The organism is Cupriavidus sp. HE11 (assembly GCF_056097175.1).
Genome location: NZ_CP184464.1, coordinates 2,951,000 through 2,968,619, shown reverse-complemented (window position 1 = coordinate 2,968,619; position 17,620 = coordinate 2,951,000). Strand labels below are relative to the sequence as shown.

Sequence of the window (17,620 nt, the reverse complement as noted above, 5' to 3'; positions counted from 1 at the left end):
GTTTCTTTCAGATACCGGTGACGACGGTCACTTGCTCATCCACGGCATCATGTTGGCGTTCATGTTGTGCATGATCCAGAGCGAACCGGCCAGCACGATGAACAGGATCAGGCCCGTGAACAGCAGAGCCATCACGTTCCACTTCTGGCCTTCCGAGCCGTCCAGGTGCAGGAAGTACTTCAGGTGCACGACGATCTGTACCACGGCCATGCCCAGGATGATCCAGAGCGTGGTGGCGCGGTCCATCGAGCCGTCCATCACGATCTTGAACGGGATCACGGTCAGGATCACCGCCAGCACGAAGCCGATCACATACGACTTGACGCTGCTGTGGCCGTGCGACGCGCCATGGGCGGCGCTTGCGTGTTGCTGTGCCATTTACATTGCTCCCATCAGGTAGACCACGGTGAACACACCGATCCAGACCACGTCCAGGAAGTGCCAGAACAGGCTGAGGCAGTTCAGGCGCTTGGCCACCACCGGGGTCAGGCCCTTCTTCGACAGCTGGTACATCAGCACGAGCATCCAGACCATGCCGCTTGCCACGTGCAGGCCGTGGGTGCCCACGAGCGTGAAGAACGACGACAGGAAGGCGCTGCGGCTCGGGCCGGCACCTTCATGGATCAGGTGCGCGAACTCGTTGATTTCCATCGCCATGAAGCCTGCACCCAGCAGGAACGTCACGGCCAGCCAGAACATCACGCGGCCACGCTGCTGGTTCTGCATCGACACCATGGCAAAGCCGTAGGTGATCGACGAGAACAGCAGGATTGCCGTTTCCACGAGCACGTAGTTGAGCTCGAACAGCTCCTTGCCCGTCGGGCCACCCGCCACTTCGCCGCGCAGGACGGCGAACGCGGCGAACAGGCACGCGAACAAGATGCAGTCGCTCATCAGGTACAGCCAGAAACCGAAGATGGTGTTCTCGCTGGTGTCGTGATGGGCGTGGTCATGCGCCTCGTCGTGCGAGTGCGCATGCGCGGGGGCTTGCGCCCCAAAGCGGTCAAGAACTTCTGTCGACATCGTTATCAGCCCTGTGCAGCCACACGCTGCTGGTAGCGGGTTTCGATCTGCTCGACCTCGGCGGCCGGCACGTAGTAGTCGATGTGGTCATCGTTGGCGCGACGGATGAACGCCACCACCATGCCCACCAGGCCAACGGCGGCCAGCCACCAGATATGCCAGGTCAGCGCGAAGCCCAGCGCCAGGCTCCAGGCACCCATGTAGAAGCCGGCAGCCGTGTTCTTCGGCATGTGGATCTGCGCGAAACCGCTGGTCGGCAGCTTCTCGCCACGAGCCTTCATGTCGGCAAACGCGTCCAGGTCACGCACCACCGGGGTGTGCGCGAAGTTGTAGAACGGCGGCGGCGACGACACGGCCCATTCCAGCGTACGGCCACCCCAAGGGTCGCCCGTCACGTCGGCCAGCTTCTTGCGGTCACGGATCGACACGACGATCTGCAGCACCTGGAAGAAGATGCCCAGCGCCACGAACACCACGCCCACCACGGCCAGATGCAGCCAGGGCGTCCATTCCGGGTTGTTCGTGTGGTTCAGACGACGGGTCATGCCCATCAGGCCCAGCACGTACAGCGGCATGAAGGCGAAGTAGAAGCCAACGATCCAGCACCAGAAGGCGCACTTGCCCAGACGCTCGTTCAGCTTGAAGCCGAACGCCTTCGGCCACCAGTAGGTGATGCCGGCCAGGTAGCCAAACAGCACGCCGCCGATGATCACGTTGTGGAAGTGGGCGATCAGGAACAGGCTGTTATGCAGCACGAAGTCGGCTGCCGGCACGGCCATCAGCACGCCGGTCATGCCGCCGATCACGAACGTGATCATGAAGCCCAGCGTCCACAGCACCGGCGACGTGAACTGCACGCGGCCACGGTACATCGTGAACAGCCAGTTGAAGATCTTCACGCCCGTCGGGATCGAGATGATCATCGTCGTGATGCCGAAGAACGCGTTCACGTTGGCGCCGGAGCCCATCGTGAAGAAGTGGTGCAGCCACACGATGAACGACAGCACCATGATCGCGCTCGTTGCGTACACCATCGACTTGTAGCCGAACAGCTTCTTGCCCGAGAACGTGGCGATGATTTCCGAGAAGATACCGAATGCCGGCAGCACCAGGATGTAGACCTCGGGGTGGCCCCAGATCCAGATCAGGTTCACGTACATCATGGCGTTGCCGCCACCGTCGTTCGTGAAGAAGTGCATGTCGAAGTAACGGTCCAGACCCAGCAGGGCCAGCGACACCGTCAGCACCGGGAAGGCGGCCACGATCAGCACGTTCGTGCAGAAGATGGTCCACGTGAACACCGGCATGCGCATCAGGGTCATGCCCGGGGCGCGCATCTTCAGGATCGTCACCAGGAAGTTCACGCCGGTCAGCAACGTGCCCAACCCTGATATCTGCAAGGACCAGAGGTAGTAGTCCACCCCCACGCCCGGGCTGTAGTCCAGGCCCGACAGCGGCGGATAGGCCAGCCAGCCGGTACGGGCGAATTCACCAACCCCCAGCGAAACGTTGACCAGCAGTGCGCCGGCCACGAACAGCCAGAAGCTCAGCGTGTTCAGGAACGGGAATGCCACGTCGCGCGCGCCGATCTGCAGCGGCACCACGAGGTTCATCAGGCCCGTCATCAGCGGCATGGCCACGAAGAAGATCATGATCACGCCGTGGGCCGTGAACACCTGGTCATAGTGCTCGGGCGGCAGGAAGCCGGTGGCGCCATTGGTGGCAACCGCCAGCTGGGTACGCATCATGATGGCGTCGGCAAAGCCGCGCAGCAGCATGATCAGCGCCACCAGCGAGTACATCACGCCGATGCGCTTGTGGTCGACCGAGGTAATCCACTCGGACCACAGGTAGTTCCACTTCTTGAAATACGTGATCGCACCAAGCAGCGCCAGCCCGCCAAGGGCCACGCAGCTCAGCGTGATCATGATGATCGGCTCATGAAACGGAATCGCCGACAAACTCAATTTGCCAAACATCATTGCTCCTAGATTTGCGCGCCCACGGCCGGCTTGGCCGGCGTGGTCATGGATACACGCTCTTCGCCAAGCGTGTTACGCGACGTGCAGACCGGACCGCCATCGAAACCTTCGCGGGCCATGGCACGGCCGTCGTGCCCCATGTATTGATGCAGGACGCCGGTGAACAGGCCGTCTTCGACCTTGCCGAAGTAGGTCACCGGTTCTGCTTCGCTCGGCTTGGCCAGGACCTTGTAGTCCTCGGCGGCGAGCTGCTTGCTGGACGCGCGCACCTGCTCCACCCACTTGTCGAACTCGAAGTTCGACATGGCGATGGTCTTGAATTTCATGCCCGAGAAGCCGCCGCCGCTGTAGTTGGCGGACATGCCGTCGTACGTGCCGGCTTCATTGGCGATGAGGTGCAGCTTGGTCTCCATCCCGGCCATGGCGTACACCTGACTGCCCAGTTGGGGGATGAAGAACGAATTCATGATCGAATCCGACGTGATCTTGAAGTTCACCGGCGTGTTCACCGGCAGTGCCAGCTGGTTGACCGTCGCGATCTTCAGTTCCGGATAGATGAACAGCCATTTCCAGTTCATTGCCACGGCCTCGACCTGGACCGGCTTGACGTTGGACTCAAGCGGCTTGTAGGGGTCGAGATCGTGCGACGACTTCCAGGTGATGATGCCCAGCGCGATGATGATCAGGCAGGGGATCAGCCAGACCACGACTTCGATCTTGGTCGAGTGCGACCAGTCGGGATCGTAGGTGGCCGACGTGTTGCTGGCGCGATACTTCCACGCAAACACGATCGTCAGGATGATCACGGGCACCACGACCAGCAGCATCAGCCAGGTGGCGATCAGGATGATGCCCTTGATGTCGACGCCGACTTGCCCTTTCGGGTTCATCAGCGCGAAGTCGCAGCCGGCCAGCAGGAGCAGGCCAAGGCAAGGCAGGTACCGCATCAGGCGCGGCATTGTTGATGTGTTCATGTCACGACGGTCTGGTTGCGCCACGCCTGTGCACAAGCGAGGCACTGCCGCCTGCTGCACGAGGCAACGGGCTGGCTGGGCTGGGAAAAACCGGGGACGTGTCCAAAGCTGGCGCAAGCGTTGATGGGGCGAGCAAGCGCCGGCGGACCATGCGGCCGGGCAACGCCATGAGCGCGGCTGGACAGCAACTGACGACTGCGTGCGCGAAACGCCGGGGGCGGAAGCGTGCGCTGAGGTAACCGACTGCCTGAACTGCGATCGTTCCCGGTTCGGAGCAGCCACCGGGACAAGCGTTGTGTCACGATGCTCACGCGATTTCCGCCTGCTTTTGACCAACCCACCAGCGCAGCGAGCACGGTCTCCGAGCGGATATCGCATTACTTAAAACATCGTTGGCCGCGAATGTACCGCAACGCAACATTGCGGGTAAACCCAAACACAACGGAAACACTGTTCTTTTAACCGGACAATGTTTTTGATGTCGCACAAAGGAAACAGATCACGCCGTGAACGTATTTGTCATGCGAATCTTCTGGACAAAAGAAAGGGGCCGCGTTCTAGCGGCCCCTCCGTCCTGCCTCACTGCCACGCGCTACGAGTAGCGCCGGCTGATCGATTCCGCCACGCAGACCGGGCGGTCGCTGCCCTCGCGCTCGATCGTGACTTCCCACGTCGATTGCGCACCGACCAGGCCGTTCGGCATCGGGTCCAGGCGCTCGACCTTGAGCAGCTTCACGCGCGCACGCAGCTTGCTGCCGACCGGCACCGGCGAGGTGAACCGTACCCGGTTCAGCCCGTAGTTGACGCCCATCTTCACGCCTTCCATATGGATCGCGTTCTGCATGAACTGCGGCAGCAGCGACAGCGTCAGAAAACCATGCGCCACCGGCGCGCCGAACGGCGATTCCCGCCTGGCACGCTCGACGTCGACGTGGATCCACTGGTGATCGCCGGTCGCCTCGGCAAACAGGTTCACCTGCTGCTGCGTGATCTCGGACCAGTCGCTGACGGCCACTTCCTGGCCCTGGAGGGATTCCAGTTCTTCCAGCGATGCAATGGTGCGCATATGACTTGTCTCCTATTGTCTTGTCGTCTTGCTTCGTTCCGTGTTGATCAGGCCGGACGGCGCTTGTACATGCCCATTCCCTTGACCGTGCACACCACCTCGCCCTTCTGGTTCGTGCCGACCCACTGCGTCAGCACCACGCCGCGGTCGGGCTTCGAGCCCGACGGACGCTTCTCCAGGATCTTCAGCACCGCGGTCAGCGTGTCGCCGGCATAGACCGGCTTGATCCAGCGGACTTCGTCCACGCCCGGCGATCCCATGCTGGTCGAGCGGTCGCCCATCGACTGTACCAGCAGCCGCATGATGATGCTGCAGGTCATCCAGCCGCTTGAAATCAGCCCGCCGTAGATGCTGCTTTCCGCTGCGGCCTTGTCGACATGGAACGGCTGCGGGTCGTACTGGCGTGCAAACGTGAGGATCTCCTCCTCGGTGACGTGGTAGCTGCCGAGCGGGATCTCGCTGCCGACGACATAGTCTTCGAAGTACATCTTGCTGGACATCGTGAGCTCCAAAGCAAAAAACCGCGCTCGGGGTCTCCGGCGCGGTTCAGGTCAAACGCTACGATCAGGCGGCTTCCTGGAAGCCCGGCTGGTTCGCGAAGCGGCCCAGGTGATGGTCCACGTCGCCAAACGTCGTGTTGATCAGCGTCAGCCGCTTGAACATGTGCGCGGCCGGCAGTTCGTCGGTCACACCCATGCCGCCGTGGATCTGCACGGCCTCCTGGCCAACCGAGCGAGCCGCCTGGCCCACACGCGCCTTGGCGGCCGACACGTAGCGACGGCGTTCTTCCGGCGTGGATTCCTCGAAGCGGGCAGCAGCCAGCAGCGTAATCGAGCGCGACTGCTCGGCATGGATGAACATTTCCACCATGCGGTGCTGCAGCGCCTGGAAGCGCGCGATGGGCACGCCGAACTGCTGGCGCGTCTTGGCGTATTCGAGCGTGGCGGCGTTCAGCATGTCCATCACGCCCACGGCCTCGGCGCACAGCAGCACAGCGGCGTAGTCGGCCGTGGCTTCGAGCACGTCAAAGCCCTTGCCTTCGGCGCCCAGCAGCGTGGCCGGTGCGTCGGCAAACGTCACGTCGGCGGCGCGCAGGTTGTCGATCGTGCGGTAGTCCTTGACGCTGACGCCGGCACCGTTGGTATCGACCAGGAACAGCGAGATGCCGTCGCGATCGGACTGGGCGCCGCTGGTGCGGGCCGACACCACCAGCTTGTCAGCCTGGGCGCCATGGATCGCCACCACCTTGCGGCCGTTGAGCTTGCCGCCCTTGGCCGTCACCGTGACGTTGTTCAGCTCGTAGCGCGCCTGCGGTTCGTTGAACGCCGTGGCCAGCTTGACCTCGCCGCCCGCCACCTGTTCCAGCAGCGCCTCCTGGCCACCGGCCAGCTTCAGCGCATGCGCGGTTACCACGGTGGCGAAGTACGGCTCCACAACCAGGCCGCGGCCCAGTTCCTGCTGCACCACCATCATGTCGACGGCCGTGCCCGAGAAGCCGCCCTGCGCTTCCGGCACCGGCAGCGCGGTCAGGCCCAGTTCCACCAGGGCACCCCAGGCCTGCTCGCCATAGCCGGCGTCGGTCTTGATGTTCTTCTTGCGCGATTCGAAGTCGTAGCTCTTCTCGACAAAACGGCGAATCGCGTCGGCCAGCTGCTTCTGTTCGTCGCTGAGATTGAAGTTCATGTTGCGTGTCTCCTCACAGCCCCAGAATCATCTGGCTGATGATGTTCTTTTGAATTTCGTTGGAACCACCGTAGATCGACGTCTTGCGGTAGTTGAAGTAGTACGCGGCCAGCGGCGCGGCATCGTCGTAGCCGGTCACGGCATGTTCGTGCTCGCACTCGAGGTAGGCGGTGTCGAACGGCTGGGCGTACGGGCCCACGGCCTCCACCATCAGCTCGGTCAGCATCTGCTGGATCTCGGTGCCCTTGATCTTGAGCATCGACGCTTCGGGGCCAGGGCCCTTGCCGGCGGCTTCGCTCGACACCACGCGCAGCACCGTGATTTCCAGCGCCATCAGCTCGATTTCCAGCGCGGCTACCTTGGCACCGAACACCGGATCGGCCAGCAGCGGCTTGCCGTTCTTCTGCTGCTGACGCGCCACGCGCTTCAGGAAGCCCAGTTCGCGCTTGGAATTGCCCACGCGGGCAATGCCGGTACGCTCGTGGCCCAACAGGTACTTGGCATAGGTCCAGCCGCGGTTCTCTTCGCCCACGCGGTTCTCGACCGGCACCTGCACGTTGTCGAAGAAGACTTCGTTCACCTCGTGCTCTTCGTCGAGCATGATGATCGGGCGCACGGTGATGCCCGGCGTCTTCATGTCGATCAGCAGGAACGAGATGCCTTCCTGCTTCTTGGCTTCGGGGTCGGTGCGCACCAGGCAGAAGATCATGTCGGCGTGCTGGCCCAGCGTGGTCCAGGTCTTCTGGCCGTTCACGATGTAGTGCTTGCCGTCCGACGTCAGTTCGGCGCGCGTCTTCAGCGACGCCAGGTCGGAACCCGAGCCGGGCTCGGAATAGCCCTGGCACCACCAGTCGGTGCAATCGAGGATACGCGGCAGGTAGTACGACTTCTGCTCGGCGTTGCCGTACTTCATGATCACGGGTGCGACCATCGCCACGCCGAACGGCAGCACGCCAGGCGCGCCGACGCGGGCATTTTCCTCGTCCCAGATATGGCGTTGCGTGGCGTTCCAGCCCGTACCGCCGAACTCCACCGGCCAGTGCGGCACCGACCAGCCCTTGCCGGCCAGGATCTTGTGCCAGCGCACCAGATCGTCGCGGTTGGGGCGGCGGTGATTGAGCACCTTTTCGCTGATTTCCGCCGGCAGGTTGGCTTCGAGCCAGCTGCGCACTTCCTGACGGAAGGCGTTGTCCGCCGCCGAGTAGTTGAGATCCATGCCCGTCTCCATAGGTGGTGCCGGCGGGCGCCGGCCGATTGTTTTACCTGCGCATCGCTGCGCTGGTAAAACCGGGCACAGGATGCTTGTTCAGTGGGCCGTCTGCTTCAATGCATCCGGCACGATGAGCGGAAAGGTGTCGATGCCCTCTTCAGCCAGTGCCTGCACATCCTCGGCGGTGGCCGAACCGCGAATCCCGCGTTCGGGCGCCTCCTCGTAATGCATGCGCCGCGCTTCCTCCACGAAGCGGTCTCCCACGTCCTCGGTCTGTGCCAGCACCTGCCGCACGGCCTTCAGGTAGTGCGCCTGCAGCGCCTGCATCATCTGCTGGGCTTCGGCCTTGCCTGGTTCGCCATCGCGGCCCTGCGTCGGCGCCGGCTTCGCGGTGGCACCCGAGAGATTCAGGCGCGGCGCGCTGGGCAGGCGGCTGACCGCATGGTCGCCACAGACCGGGCATTGGACGAGGTCGCGTGAAATCTGCGATTGCGCATCTTCCTCCGAGGCAAACCAGCCCTCGAAACGATGGTCTTGCGCACAGCGCAGGTCGAGCACCTTCATGATCTTTCCAGCCCGTCGGGGCAATGTTAGCCGTGAATCGAAATTTTGTGAACGGTCGTGCTAATTTTTTTGCAGCCGTTTTTGCCTGGCAGGATGCGTCGGAAACACAATCCGGCCGATGGCAGCCCATTTGGGCGCAGAGCCTTGAAAAATCAAGGGAAAACCCGTGGTCCGCGCCTCGCCAAGCTTAGCAGCAAAGCGGCGTTCTAGCCGGCCGCCCGCGCTCTCGGGAACGGCGGCTCGGCCTGTTCGCCGGGTTGCCAGGCACCGGAGGCAATCTTCTCAAGCCAGAACGCGCCGATGATCGTCTTCACGTCGGTAATGCGGCCCTGCCGCACCCAGTCGATCACCTGCCCGACGGGCGTGACGAACGTTTCCAGGAATTCGCCGTCGTCGAGCTTCGACTCCCCTGCCGTCAGGTCGCGCGCCAGGAACAGGTCGATGAACTCGGTCGAGTAGGAAATCACCGGATGGATGCGCGTCAGGTAGTCCCAGCGCGTGGCGGTATAGCCAGTTTCCTCCAGCAGTTCCCGCTTGCCGCATACCAGCGCGCCCTCTTCCGGATCGAGCTTGCCGGCTGGAAATTCGAGCATGACTTCGCCCACCGGATAGCGGAACTGGCGCTCCATCAGCACGGTGCCATCGTCGAACAACGGAATCATCATGACCGCGCCGGGATGCAGCACGTACTCGCGCCCGGTCTGCTTGCCGTCGGGCAGGCGCACGATGTCTTGCTTGAGGGTCAGGAATTTGCCGCGATGAATGGTGGCCGAAGCAACCGGCGTTTCGCGGAGATGGTCGTCCGAGACTTCGGATGACTGGAGGGAAGCGGGAGAAGTCTTGTCGGTCATGCGCGCTCCGGGGATAACACGGGCCGGAGCAGGCAAGCCCTCAGGCCGTGCGATGTTTGACCAGGTATTGCCAGGTAAAGCCCGGGAAGGCAAATACCAGCATCATGCAGGCAGTGATGGCGTAGAACTGCCAGCCCTGCGGGAATGCGTTGCCGAGCCCCGCTTCCACCGCAAAGCCGGCGATACCGGCCACCACATACCAGACGAACAGTTCCACAACCCGCAGCCACAGCGGCTTGCGGGCCCACTTCAGGCCCACCGCCGCGAACAGGCGCTGGTTGACGAACGGCAGGTTGGCACAAACCAGTGCCAGCAGAATGACAAACCAACCGCCCGCCGAGGAACTCATTTCGTCACCTTGTCACGTTACGAAGCCAGCGTGGCGCGGATGGCCTCGTAGCACAGGTTCATCAGCGCTGCCGGGAACAGGCCCAGCAGGATCACGGCCAGGCCGTTCAGGCTCAGAATCGAACGCACGCCAACCGACGCTTCCAGCGGCTCTTCGCCAGCCGGGGCATCGAAGTACATCAGCTTCACGATGCGCAGGTAGTAGAACGCGCCGATCAGCGAGAACACCACCGCCACCACGGCCAGCCAGCTCATGCCGGCCTTGACCACAGCCGACAGCACGGCCAGCTTGGCGTAGAAACCGACGGTCGGCGGAATACCGGCCATCGAGAACATCATCACCAGCATCAGCAGTGCAAACCACGGATGGCGGCGCGACATGCCCTTCAGGTCGTCCAGCGTCTCGGCCTCGAAGCCCTTGCGCGTACGGATCAGGATCAGGCCGAACGTGCCGAGCGTGGTCAGCATGTAGGTGATCGAGTAGAACATCGACGCGCTGTAAGCGTTGGCCGCGCCATCCGCCTTGTTTGCCACCACGCCGGACAGCATGCCCAGCAGGATGAAGCCCATGTGCGAGATGGTCGAGTACGCCAGCATCCGCTTCAGGTTCGTCTGCACGATGGCGGTCAGGTTCCCGATCGCCAGCGATACGATCGACAGCACCACCAGCATCATCTGCCAGTCGCCGGCCAGCGGCAGCAGGCCTTCCACCAGCAGGCGCATGATCAGCGCGAACGCGGCAACCTTCGGGCCGGCGGCGATCAGCAGCGTCACCGCGGTCGGCGAACCCTGGTAGATGTCCGGAATCCACATGTGGAACGGTGCGGCACCAAGCTTGAACGACACGCCGGCAACGATGAACACCACGCCGAAGGCCAGCATCGTCGTGTTGACGCGGCCCGACTCCACCACGCGGAAGACTTCGCCCAGGTTCAGCGAACCGGTGGCGCCGTACATCATCGACATGCCGTAGAGCAGGAAGCCCGAGGCCAGCGCACCCAGCACAAAGTACTTGATGGCCGATTCCGACGTCACGCGCGAATCGCGGCGCAGCGCCACCAGTGCATACGACGACAGCGACAGCAGTTCCAGGCCCAGGTACAGGGTCAGGAAGTTGTTGCCGGTGATCATCACGAGCTGACCGCCGAGCGTGAACAGCGCGAGCATGTAGAACTCGCCCGCGAACATGTCGCGGTTGCTCAGGTAGGTACGCGTGTAGATCAGCGTCAGGAACATGCCCAGCGAGCAGAACGCCGACAGCACGTTGGCCATCGGATCCACGACCACCAGGTTGGCGAACACGTAGTGCGTTTCGCCGTTGGCGGCGTCCAGCGCAAACCAGAAGGTCAGCACCAGCGTCGTCAGCAGCGCCAGCGGGTATGCCACGCTGGTGCGGCCCTTGCCGCGCGCTAGGTCGATCCAGTTGATCGCCGCGATGGCGATCGCCAGGAAAATGATTGGCGCCACCGGGGCCAGGCTAGAGGACGATTGCATGTTGATTTCTCTCCCCCGCTTACAGCTTGGACTGTGCCACGTGGGACAGCAGGTTCACCACCGAGGCGTGCATCACATCGGTGAAGGGTTTCGGGTACAGGCCCATGTACAGCGTCAGGATGGTCAGCAGGCCGAACATCAGGAATTCGCGCTTGTTCAGGTCCACCAGTTCACGCACATGCTGGTGCACGATGTCACCAAAGATCACGCGCTTGACCATCCACAGCGAGTAGGCCGCACCCAGGATCAGGGCCGTTGCAGCCAGCAGGCCGATCCAGAAGTTGAACTTGACCGAAGCCAGGATGACCATGAACTCGCCGACGAAACCCGAGGTTGCCGGCAGGCCGCAGTTGGCCATGGCGAAGAACACCGAGAACGCGGCGAACTTCGGCATCACGTTCACCACACCGCCGTAATCGGCGATCTGGCGCGAGTGCACGCGGTCGTACAGCACGCCGATGCCAAGGAACATGGCGCCCGACACGAAGCCGTGCGAGATCATCTGGATGATGCCGCCTTCAACGCCCATGTCGTTGAAGATGAAGAAGCCCAGCGTCACGAAACCCATGTGGGCGATCGACGAGTACGCCACCAGCTTCTTCATGTCCGACTGGACCAGCGCCACGAGGCCGATGTAGATCACCGCGACCAGCGAGATCGTGATGATGAACGGTGCCATGTAATGGCTGGCGTCCGGGGCGATCGGCAGCGAGAACCGCAGGAAACCGTAGGCACCCAGCTTCAGCATGATCGCGGCCAGCACGACGGAACCGCCGGTCGGTGCTTCCACGTGGGCGTCCGGCAGCCAGGTGTGCACCGGCCACATCGGCACCTTCACGGCGAAGGCCATGAAGAAGGCCACGAAGATCGCGATCTGCTCTTCGAACGACAGCTTGGCCTGGTGCCAGCTCAGGATGTCGAAGGTACCGGTCTTGTTGTACAGGTACAGCAGCGCAACCAGTGTCAGCAGCGAGCCCAGCAGCGTGTAGAGGAAGAACTTGAACGCAGCGTACACGCGGTTCGGGCCGCCCCAGACACCGATGATGATGTACATCGGGATCAGCGTGGCTTCGAAGAACACGTAGAACAGCATGCCGTCCAGCGCGCAGAACACGCCGACCATCAGGCCCGACAGGATCAGGAACGCGGCCATGTATTCGGCCACGCGCTCGGTGATCACTTCCCAGGCCGAGATCACGACGATCACGGTGATGAACGACGTCAGCACGACGAACCACATCGAGATGCCGTCAACGCCCAGGTGATAGGCAATGTTGAAGCGCTCGATCCAGTTCGCCTGCTCGACGAACTGCATTGCAGCCGTCGAGGTGTCGAAGTGGAAGACCAGCGGCAGCGTCACGACGAAGCTGGCGATGGCACCGAACAGCGACATCCAGCGCACGAAGCACTTGCTGTTGTCGGAGCCGAACATCAATACCAGCAGGCCGAAGAAGATAGGCAGCCAGATTGCGAGAGACAGAACCATTTCTTTGTTTTCCTTACTCGGTGCCTATCACTTGGTGCCTATCACGCCAGTGATCGTCAGCGTCAAAAGCACCAGCATGCCGATGATCATCGCGAAAGCGTAATGGTAGATGTAACCGGACTGCAGGTAACGGCTGGCCGCGGCGAACGATGCCACCACACGGGCCGAACCATTGACGAACAGGCCGTCGATGAAGCTCTGGTCACCGCCCTTCCACAGGCCGGTACCCAGCAGACGCGCGCCACGGGCAAACACCGCCTCGTTGATCGCATCCATGTAGTACTTGTTCTCGAGCAGGTTGTAGAGACCCGAGCAGCGTTGCTTGATCGCGGCAGGGATGTCCGGGCGCTTCATGTAGAAGAACCACGACAGCACCACACCGGCGATTGCCAGCCACAGTACCGGGGTCGTCAGCGAGTGAATCGCCATCGGCACCCAGCCGTGGAACGCTTCCTTCAGTTCTTCCATGGCGTGGTGGTTCTCGCCGACGAAGATCACGTCCTTGAATGCCAGGCCATGCTTGAAGAAGTCACCGAACAGCATCGGTTCGATGGCGATGGCGCCAACGATCACCGACGGGATGGCCAGCAGCACCAGCGGCAGCGTCACCACCCACGGCGACTCGTGCGGCTTCTGGCCCGGGGCCAGACCGTGATGATGATCGTCGCCGTGCGATTCCTCTTCTTCCTCGTGGTGGTCGTGATGCGCGTGCGGCTTGCCGAAGCGCTCTTCACCGTGGAACACCAGGAAGTACATGCGGAACGAGTAGAAGGCGGTCACGAACACGCCGGCCAGCACCGCGAAGTACGCGAAGCCCGAACCCGCCAGGTGCGACTCGGCCACGGCCTCGATGATCGAGTCCTTCGAATAGAAGCCCGAGAAGAACGGCGTGCCGATCAGCGCCAGCGAACCCACCAGCGACGTGATCCACGTGATCGGCATGTACTTGCGCAGGCCGCCCATGTTGCGGATGTCCTGGTCGTGGTGCATGCCGATGATGACCGAACCGGCGGCCAGGAACAGCAGCGCCTTGAAGAATGCGTGGGTCATCAGGTGGAACACGGCCACCGAGTAGGCCGAGGCACCGAGCGCCACGGTCATGTAGCCCAGCTGCGACAGCGTGGAGTACGCCACCACACGCTTGATGTCGTTCTGGATGATGCCCAGGAAACCCATGAACAGTGCCGTGATTGCGCCGATGACCATCACGAACGACAGCGCCGTATCCGACAGCTCGAACAGCGGCGACATGCGCGACACCATGAAGATACCGGCGGTCACCATGGTTGCCGCGTGGATCAGTGCCGAGATCGGGGTCGGGCCTTCCATCGAGTCGGGCAGCCACACGTGCAGCGGGAACTGTGCCGACTTGCCCATCGCGCCGATGAACAGGCAGATGCACGCCACGGTGATCATCAGCCAGTCGGTGCCCGGGAAGATCACGGCTGCCAGCTGCTCACGCTGCGAGAACACGTCCGTGTAGTTCATGCTGCCGCTGTATGCCAGCAGCAGGCCGATACCGAGGATGAAGCCGAAGTCGCCCACGCGGTTGACCAGGAACGCCTTCAGGTTGGCGAAGATCGCGGTCGGACGCGTGTACCAGAAGCCGATCAGCAGGTACGACACCAGGCCCACGGCTTCCCAGCCGAAGAACAGCTGCAGGAAATTGTTGCTCATCACCAGCATCAGCATCGAGAAGGTGAAAAGCGAGATGTAGGCGAAGAACCGGTTGTAGCCAGGGTCCCCTTCCATGTAGCCGACGGTGTAGATGTGCACCATCAGCGAGACGAAGGTCACCACGACCATCATCATCGCGGTCAGGGAATCGACCAGGAAGCCGACTTCCATCTTCAGCGAGCCGATGGTCATCCACTCGTACACGGTGGCGTTGTAGCCGGCGCCGTTCATGACGTCGAGCAGCACCATCACCGACAGGACGAACGAGACAGCGACACCGAGGATCGTTGCCGAGTGGGCCATGATCCGGCCGCCGCGCGTCTCGGAGGAGAACGTGCCGAAGAACTTGGTACCGAACAGACCAGCTATCGCGGCACCGGCGAGCGGTGCCAGCGCGATCGCCAGCAGCAGGTTGGGGTTGAGCGTGGTTGCCATAGGACGCTTATTGGTGTGCGGTCGGGATGCAGTCTTGGTTCATGTCGTGAGCGTTCATGTCAGCCCTTGAGGGTATCCATGTCGTCCACATTGATCGTGTCCAGGTTACGGAACAGCACGACCAGGATTGCCAGACCGATTGCCGACTCGGCGGCGGCCACCGTAAGGATGAAGAAAACGAAAACCTGTCCGGCCAGGTCGCCCATGTAGTGCGAGAAGGCGACGAAATTCATGTTCACCGCAAGCAGCATCAGTTCGAGCGCCATCAGCAGCACAATGACGTTCTTGCGGTTCAGGAAGATGCCAACGATGCTGATCGCGAACAGGATGGCACCGAGGACGAGAAAGTGAGCGAGAGACAGCACAGCGGGTTCTCCGGGCTTAGTTCTTGTTGGCGGACGCAGCAGCATCCGCTTCGGCCCGGCCCTCGGCCGGCATCTTCACCATGCGCACGCGCTCGTCGCGGCGTACACGCAGCTGGGCACCAACGTCCTGCGCCTTGACGTCCTTGCGGCGGCGCAGCGTCAGGGCCACGGCGGCCACGATCGCCACCAGCAGGATGATGCCGGCCACTTCGAAGGCGTACACGTAGTCGGTGTAGATCAGCTTGCCCAGTGCGGCGGTGTTCGAATAGTTCGGGTCCTGCGCGCCCGGCGGCAGCACGGCGTTGGTGGTGCCGATGAAGTTGCGCACCAGCACGATGGCCATTTCGGCGATGATCAGCGCGCCAACGATCGATGCCATCGGCACGTATGTCCAGAAGTCGCGGCGCAGGTGCTCGATATCGATATCGATCATCATCACCACGAACAGGAACAGCACCATCACGGCGCCTACGTAGACCAGCACGAGCAGGATGGCGAGGAACTCGGCCTTCAGGATCATCCAGATCGCCGCGGCGGTGAAGAACGCCAGGACGAGGAACAGTGCGGAGTGCACCGGGTTCTTTGCCGTGATGACTTTCAGTGCGGAAAGCACCAGCACCAGGGCAAAGGCATAGAAGATGGCTGTCGTGAGTTCCATGGTCCCTATCGGATCCTCTTTGGGCCGCGCCGGTCCGGACTGCCCTTCGGGGCGTCCGCGCCTTGCGCGACTTGCTTCTCTTGGTTGTGCCCCTTGCGGGGCCACTTCAAATTCGTTGCCGGGAGCAGCACACCGCGTGCCCTGCTCCCGTCCCGCCGTGACGCTTAGCGGTACTTCGCGTCCGCGGCCTTGGCTGCGGCGATCTGCGGCTCGTAGCGGTCACCCACTGCCAGCAGCATGTCCTTGGTGAAGTACAGGTCACCGCGCTTTTCGCCGTGGTACTCGAAAATATGCGTTTCGACGACCGCGTCGACCGGGCAGGCTTCTTCGCAGAAGCCGCAGAAAATGCACTTGGTCAGATCGATGTCGTAGCGCGTGGTGCGGCGGGTGCCGTCGTTACGCACATCCGATTCGATCGTGATGGCCAGGGCCGGGCACACCGCTTCGCACAGCTTGCACGCGATGCAGCGCTCTTCCCCGTTCGGGTAGCGGCGCAGTGCGTGCAGGCCGCGGAAACGCGGCGACATCGGCGTCTTCTCTTCCGGGAACTGGACAGTCACCTTCCGGGCGAAGAGATAGCGGCCGGTAAGTGCCATGCCCTTGAAGAGTTCCTTCAGGAGCAGGCTGTTGAAGAAGTCCTTGATGGCGAGCAGCATGACGATTGCTTCCTAAGTATTTCCGCGCGGTGCGCCCTGCCCGTTCGGGCGGCGCACCATCGCCTGGCCTCTTAGTGCCAGATGTTCCACGGCGACTTGATCCAGATCGCCACAATGATCAGCCACGCCACGGTCAGCGGAATGAAGATCTTCCAGCCCAGACGCATGATCTGGTCATAGCGGTAACGCGGGAACGACGCACGGATCCAGATAAACACCGACAGCAGCAGGAAAACCTTGATCACCAGCCAGAAGAAGCCCGGGATCGCATTCGTGATCGCGCTCGAGAACGGCGGCGCCCAGCCACCGAGGAACATCAGCGAGGTCATCGTCGAGATGATGATCATGTTGATGTACTCGGCCAGGAAGAACAGCGCGAACGTCATGCCCGAATATTCGATCATGTGACCGGCCACGATTTCCGACTCGCCTTCCACCACGTCGAACGGATGGCGGTTGGTTTCCGCCACGCCCGAGATGAAGTACACGGCGAACATCGGCAGCAGCGGCAGCCAGTTCCACGACAGGATGTTGATGCCCATGTTCGCGAAATAGCCAACGTTCTGGCTGTTCACGATCGTCGACAGGTTCAGGCTGCCGGCCACCATCAGCACGGTCACCAGCGCGAAGCCCATCGCGATTTCATACGACACCATCTGCGCAGCGGCACGCATCGCGCCGATGAACGCATACTTCGAGTTCGATGCCCAGCCTGCCAGGATCACGCCGTACACGCCCACCGAGCTGATGGCCATCACGTACAGCAGACCGGCGTTGACGTCCGCCATCACCACTTCGGGCTGGAACGGGATCACGGCCCAGACGGCCACTGCCGGTACCAGCACCATCAGCGGCGCAACCAGATACATCATCCGGTTGATCTGCGACGGGAACATCACTTCCTTGAGCAGCAGCTTCAGCACGTCGGCAATCGGCTGCAGCAAGCCCAGCGGACCCACACGGTTCGGGCCGATACGGACGTGCATCCAGCCGATCAGCTTGCGCTCCCACAGAATCAGGTAGGCCACGCACAGGAGCACCGGCACCACAATGACCACGGCACGGATCAGGATCCAGATCAGCGTCCAAGCGCTGCCGAAGATGGCCTGGCCCTGCGAGGTAATGAGATCGATCATGTTGCTATCTCG

18 protein-coding genes are annotated in these 17,620 nt (G+C 62.2%); all 18 read right to left on the bottom strand.

The genetic code is table 11. The features are described from left to right. Positions 1-27 precede the first annotated feature (27 nt). Complete coding sequence (cyoD, locus tag ACOABP_RS13780) at positions 28-378, bottom strand: cytochrome o ubiquinol oxidase subunit IV (RefSeq protein ID WP_474225613.1); 351 nt, start codon at positions 376-378, stop codon at positions 28-30. Beyond that, positions 379-1,023: a cytochrome o ubiquinol oxidase subunit III gene (cyoC, locus tag ACOABP_RS13775; RefSeq protein ID WP_066738964.1), complete on the bottom strand. Its 645-nt coding sequence runs from the start codon at positions 1,021-1,023 to the stop codon at positions 379-381. 5 nt (positions 1,024-1,028) lie between these two features. Continuing rightward, positions 1,029-3,002, bottom strand: coding sequence for a cytochrome o ubiquinol oxidase subunit I (gene cyoB, locus ACOABP_RS13770; RefSeq protein WP_474227836.1), 1,974 nt, complete (start codon positions 3,000-3,002; stop codon positions 1,029-1,031). 8 nt (positions 3,003-3,010) lie between these two features. After that, positions 3,011-3,979 carry a ubiquinol oxidase subunit II gene (gene cyoA, locus ACOABP_RS13765; RefSeq protein WP_082926532.1) on the bottom strand — a complete coding sequence of 323 codons (969 nt, stop codon included), beginning with the start codon at positions 3,977-3,979 and terminating at the stop codon, positions 3,011-3,013. A gap of 592 nt (positions 3,980-4,571) precedes the next feature. Continuing rightward, positions 4,572-5,045, bottom strand: coding sequence for a MaoC family dehydratase (locus ACOABP_RS13760; protein WP_474225611.1), 474 nt, complete (start codon positions 5,043-5,045; stop codon positions 4,572-4,574). A gap of 47 nt (positions 5,046-5,092) precedes the next feature. Continuing rightward, on the bottom strand, positions 5,093-5,545 hold the full coding sequence (locus tag ACOABP_RS13755; protein WP_474225609.1) for a MaoC family dehydratase: 453 nt from the start codon (positions 5,543-5,545) through the stop codon (positions 5,093-5,095). A gap of 64 nt (positions 5,546-5,609) precedes the next feature. Continuing rightward, the gene (locus ACOABP_RS13750; protein ID WP_474225608.1) at positions 5,610-6,728 is read right to left on the bottom strand and encodes an acyl-CoA dehydrogenase family protein; all 1,119 of its coding nucleotides are present in this window, start codon (positions 6,726-6,728) and stop codon (positions 5,610-5,612) included. Between the two features lie 13 nt (positions 6,729-6,741). Beyond that, on the bottom strand, positions 6,742-7,944 hold the full coding sequence (locus ACOABP_RS13745; RefSeq protein ID WP_474225607.1) for an acyl-CoA dehydrogenase family protein: 1,203 nt from the start codon (positions 7,942-7,944) through the stop codon (positions 6,742-6,744). Between the two features lie 90 nt (positions 7,945-8,034). After that, positions 8,035-8,502 carry a DUF1178 family protein gene (locus tag ACOABP_RS13740; protein WP_474225606.1) on the bottom strand — a complete coding sequence of 156 codons (468 nt, stop codon included), beginning with the start codon at positions 8,500-8,502 and terminating at the stop codon, positions 8,035-8,037. A 206-nt stretch (positions 8,503-8,708) separates the two neighbouring features. After that, the gene (locus ACOABP_RS13735) at positions 8,709-9,353 is read right to left on the bottom strand and encodes an NUDIX domain-containing protein (protein ID WP_474225605.1); all 645 of its coding nucleotides are present in this window, start codon (positions 9,351-9,353) and stop codon (positions 8,709-8,711) included. 40 nt (positions 9,354-9,393) lie between these two features. Continuing rightward, the gene (locus ACOABP_RS13730) at positions 9,394-9,702 is read right to left on the bottom strand and encodes a DUF2818 family protein (protein WP_066738971.1); all 309 of its coding nucleotides are present in this window, start codon (positions 9,700-9,702) and stop codon (positions 9,394-9,396) included. A gap of 17 nt (positions 9,703-9,719) precedes the next feature. Beyond that, positions 9,720-11,195, bottom strand: coding sequence for an NADH-quinone oxidoreductase subunit NuoN (gene nuoN / locus ACOABP_RS13725; RefSeq protein WP_474225603.1), 1,476 nt, complete (start codon positions 11,193-11,195; stop codon positions 9,720-9,722). Positions 11,196-11,214: 19 nt separating this feature from the next. Beyond that, entirely contained in the window at positions 11,215-12,681 is a 1,467-nt protein-coding gene (locus ACOABP_RS13720; protein WP_474225601.1) for an NADH-quinone oxidoreductase subunit M, read from the bottom strand. Positions 12,682-12,708: 27 nt separating this feature from the next. Beyond that, entirely contained in the window at positions 12,709-14,793 is a 2,085-nt protein-coding gene (gene nuoL / locus ACOABP_RS13715) for an NADH-quinone oxidoreductase subunit L (RefSeq protein ID WP_474225600.1), read from the bottom strand. A gap of 59 nt (positions 14,794-14,852) precedes the next feature. Next, positions 14,853-15,158: an NADH-quinone oxidoreductase subunit NuoK gene (nuoK, locus tag ACOABP_RS13710; protein WP_029050842.1), complete on the bottom strand. Its 306-nt coding sequence runs from the start codon at positions 15,156-15,158 to the stop codon at positions 14,853-14,855. Positions 15,159-15,174: 16 nt separating this feature from the next. Further along, positions 15,175-15,816, bottom strand: coding sequence for an NADH-quinone oxidoreductase subunit J (locus ACOABP_RS13705; protein WP_066738975.1), 642 nt, complete (start codon positions 15,814-15,816; stop codon positions 15,175-15,177). A gap of 164 nt (positions 15,817-15,980) precedes the next feature. Beyond that, positions 15,981-16,472 carry an NADH-quinone oxidoreductase subunit NuoI gene (nuoI, locus tag ACOABP_RS13700; RefSeq protein ID WP_066738976.1) on the bottom strand — a complete coding sequence of 164 codons (492 nt, stop codon included), beginning with the start codon at positions 16,470-16,472 and terminating at the stop codon, positions 15,981-15,983. Between the two features lie 71 nt (positions 16,473-16,543). Continuing rightward, complete coding sequence (gene nuoH, locus ACOABP_RS13695; protein WP_066738977.1) at positions 16,544-17,608, bottom strand: NADH-quinone oxidoreductase subunit NuoH; 1,065 nt, start codon at positions 17,606-17,608, stop codon at positions 16,544-16,546. Between the last annotated feature and the right edge of the window lie 12 nt (positions 17,609-17,620).

What these genes read in the sequence shown, in the direction of transcription:
- cyoD (WP_474225613.1), bottom strand. Translation starts at nt 378, where the DNA reads ATGGCACAGCAACACGCAAGCGCCGCCCATGGCGCGTCGCACGGCCAC.
- cyoC (WP_066738964.1), bottom strand. Translation starts at nt 1,023, where the DNA reads ATGTCGACAGAAGTTCTTGACCGCTTTGGGGCGCAAGCCCCCGCGCAT.
- cyoB (WP_474227836.1), bottom strand. Translation starts at nt 3,002, where the DNA reads ATGTTTGGCAAATTGAGTTTGTCGGCGATTCCGTTTCATGAGCCGATC.
- cyoA (WP_082926532.1), bottom strand. Translation starts at nt 3,979, where the DNA reads ATGAACACATCAACAATGCCGCGCCTGATGCGGTACCTGCCTTGCCTT.
- ACOABP_RS13760 (WP_474225611.1), bottom strand. Translation starts at nt 5,045, where the DNA reads ATGCGCACCATTGCATCGCTGGAAGAACTGGAATCCCTCCAGGGCCAG.
- ACOABP_RS13755 (WP_474225609.1), bottom strand. Translation starts at nt 5,545, where the DNA reads ATGTCCAGCAAGATGTACTTCGAAGACTATGTCGTCGGCAGCGAGATC.
- ACOABP_RS13750 (WP_474225608.1), bottom strand. Translation starts at nt 6,728, where the DNA reads ATGAACTTCAATCTCAGCGACGAACAGAAGCAGCTGGCCGACGCGATT.
- ACOABP_RS13745 (WP_474225607.1), bottom strand. Translation starts at nt 7,944, where the DNA reads ATGGATCTCAACTACTCGGCGGCGGACAACGCCTTCCGTCAGGAAGTG.
- ACOABP_RS13740 (WP_474225606.1), bottom strand. Translation starts at nt 8,502, where the DNA reads ATGAAGGTGCTCGACCTGCGCTGTGCGCAAGACCATCGTTTCGAGGGC.
- ACOABP_RS13735 (WP_474225605.1), bottom strand. Translation starts at nt 9,353, where the DNA reads ATGACCGACAAGACTTCTCCCGCTTCCCTCCAGTCATCCGAAGTCTCG.
- ACOABP_RS13730 (WP_066738971.1), bottom strand. Translation starts at nt 9,702, where the DNA reads ATGAGTTCCTCGGCGGGCGGTTGGTTTGTCATTCTGCTGGCACTGGTT.
- nuoN (WP_474225603.1), bottom strand. Translation starts at nt 11,195, where the DNA reads ATGCAATCGTCCTCTAGCCTGGCCCCGGTGGCGCCAATCATTTTCCTG.
- ACOABP_RS13720 (WP_474225601.1), bottom strand. Translation starts at nt 12,681, where the DNA reads ATGGTTCTGTCTCTCGCAATCTGGCTGCCTATCTTCTTCGGCCTGCTG.
- nuoL (WP_474225600.1), bottom strand. Translation starts at nt 14,793, where the DNA reads ATGGCAACCACGCTCAACCCCAACCTGCTGCTGGCGATCGCGCTGGCA.
- ACOABP_RS13705 (WP_066738975.1), bottom strand. Translation starts at nt 15,816, where the DNA reads ATGGAACTCACGACAGCCATCTTCTATGCCTTTGCCCTGGTGCTGGTG.
- nuoI (WP_066738976.1), bottom strand. Translation starts at nt 16,472, where the DNA reads ATGCTGCTCGCCATCAAGGACTTCTTCAACAGCCTGCTCCTGAAGGAA.
- nuoH (WP_066738977.1), bottom strand. Translation starts at nt 17,608, where the DNA reads ATGATCGATCTCATTACCTCGCAGGGCCAGGCCATCTTCGGCAGCGCT.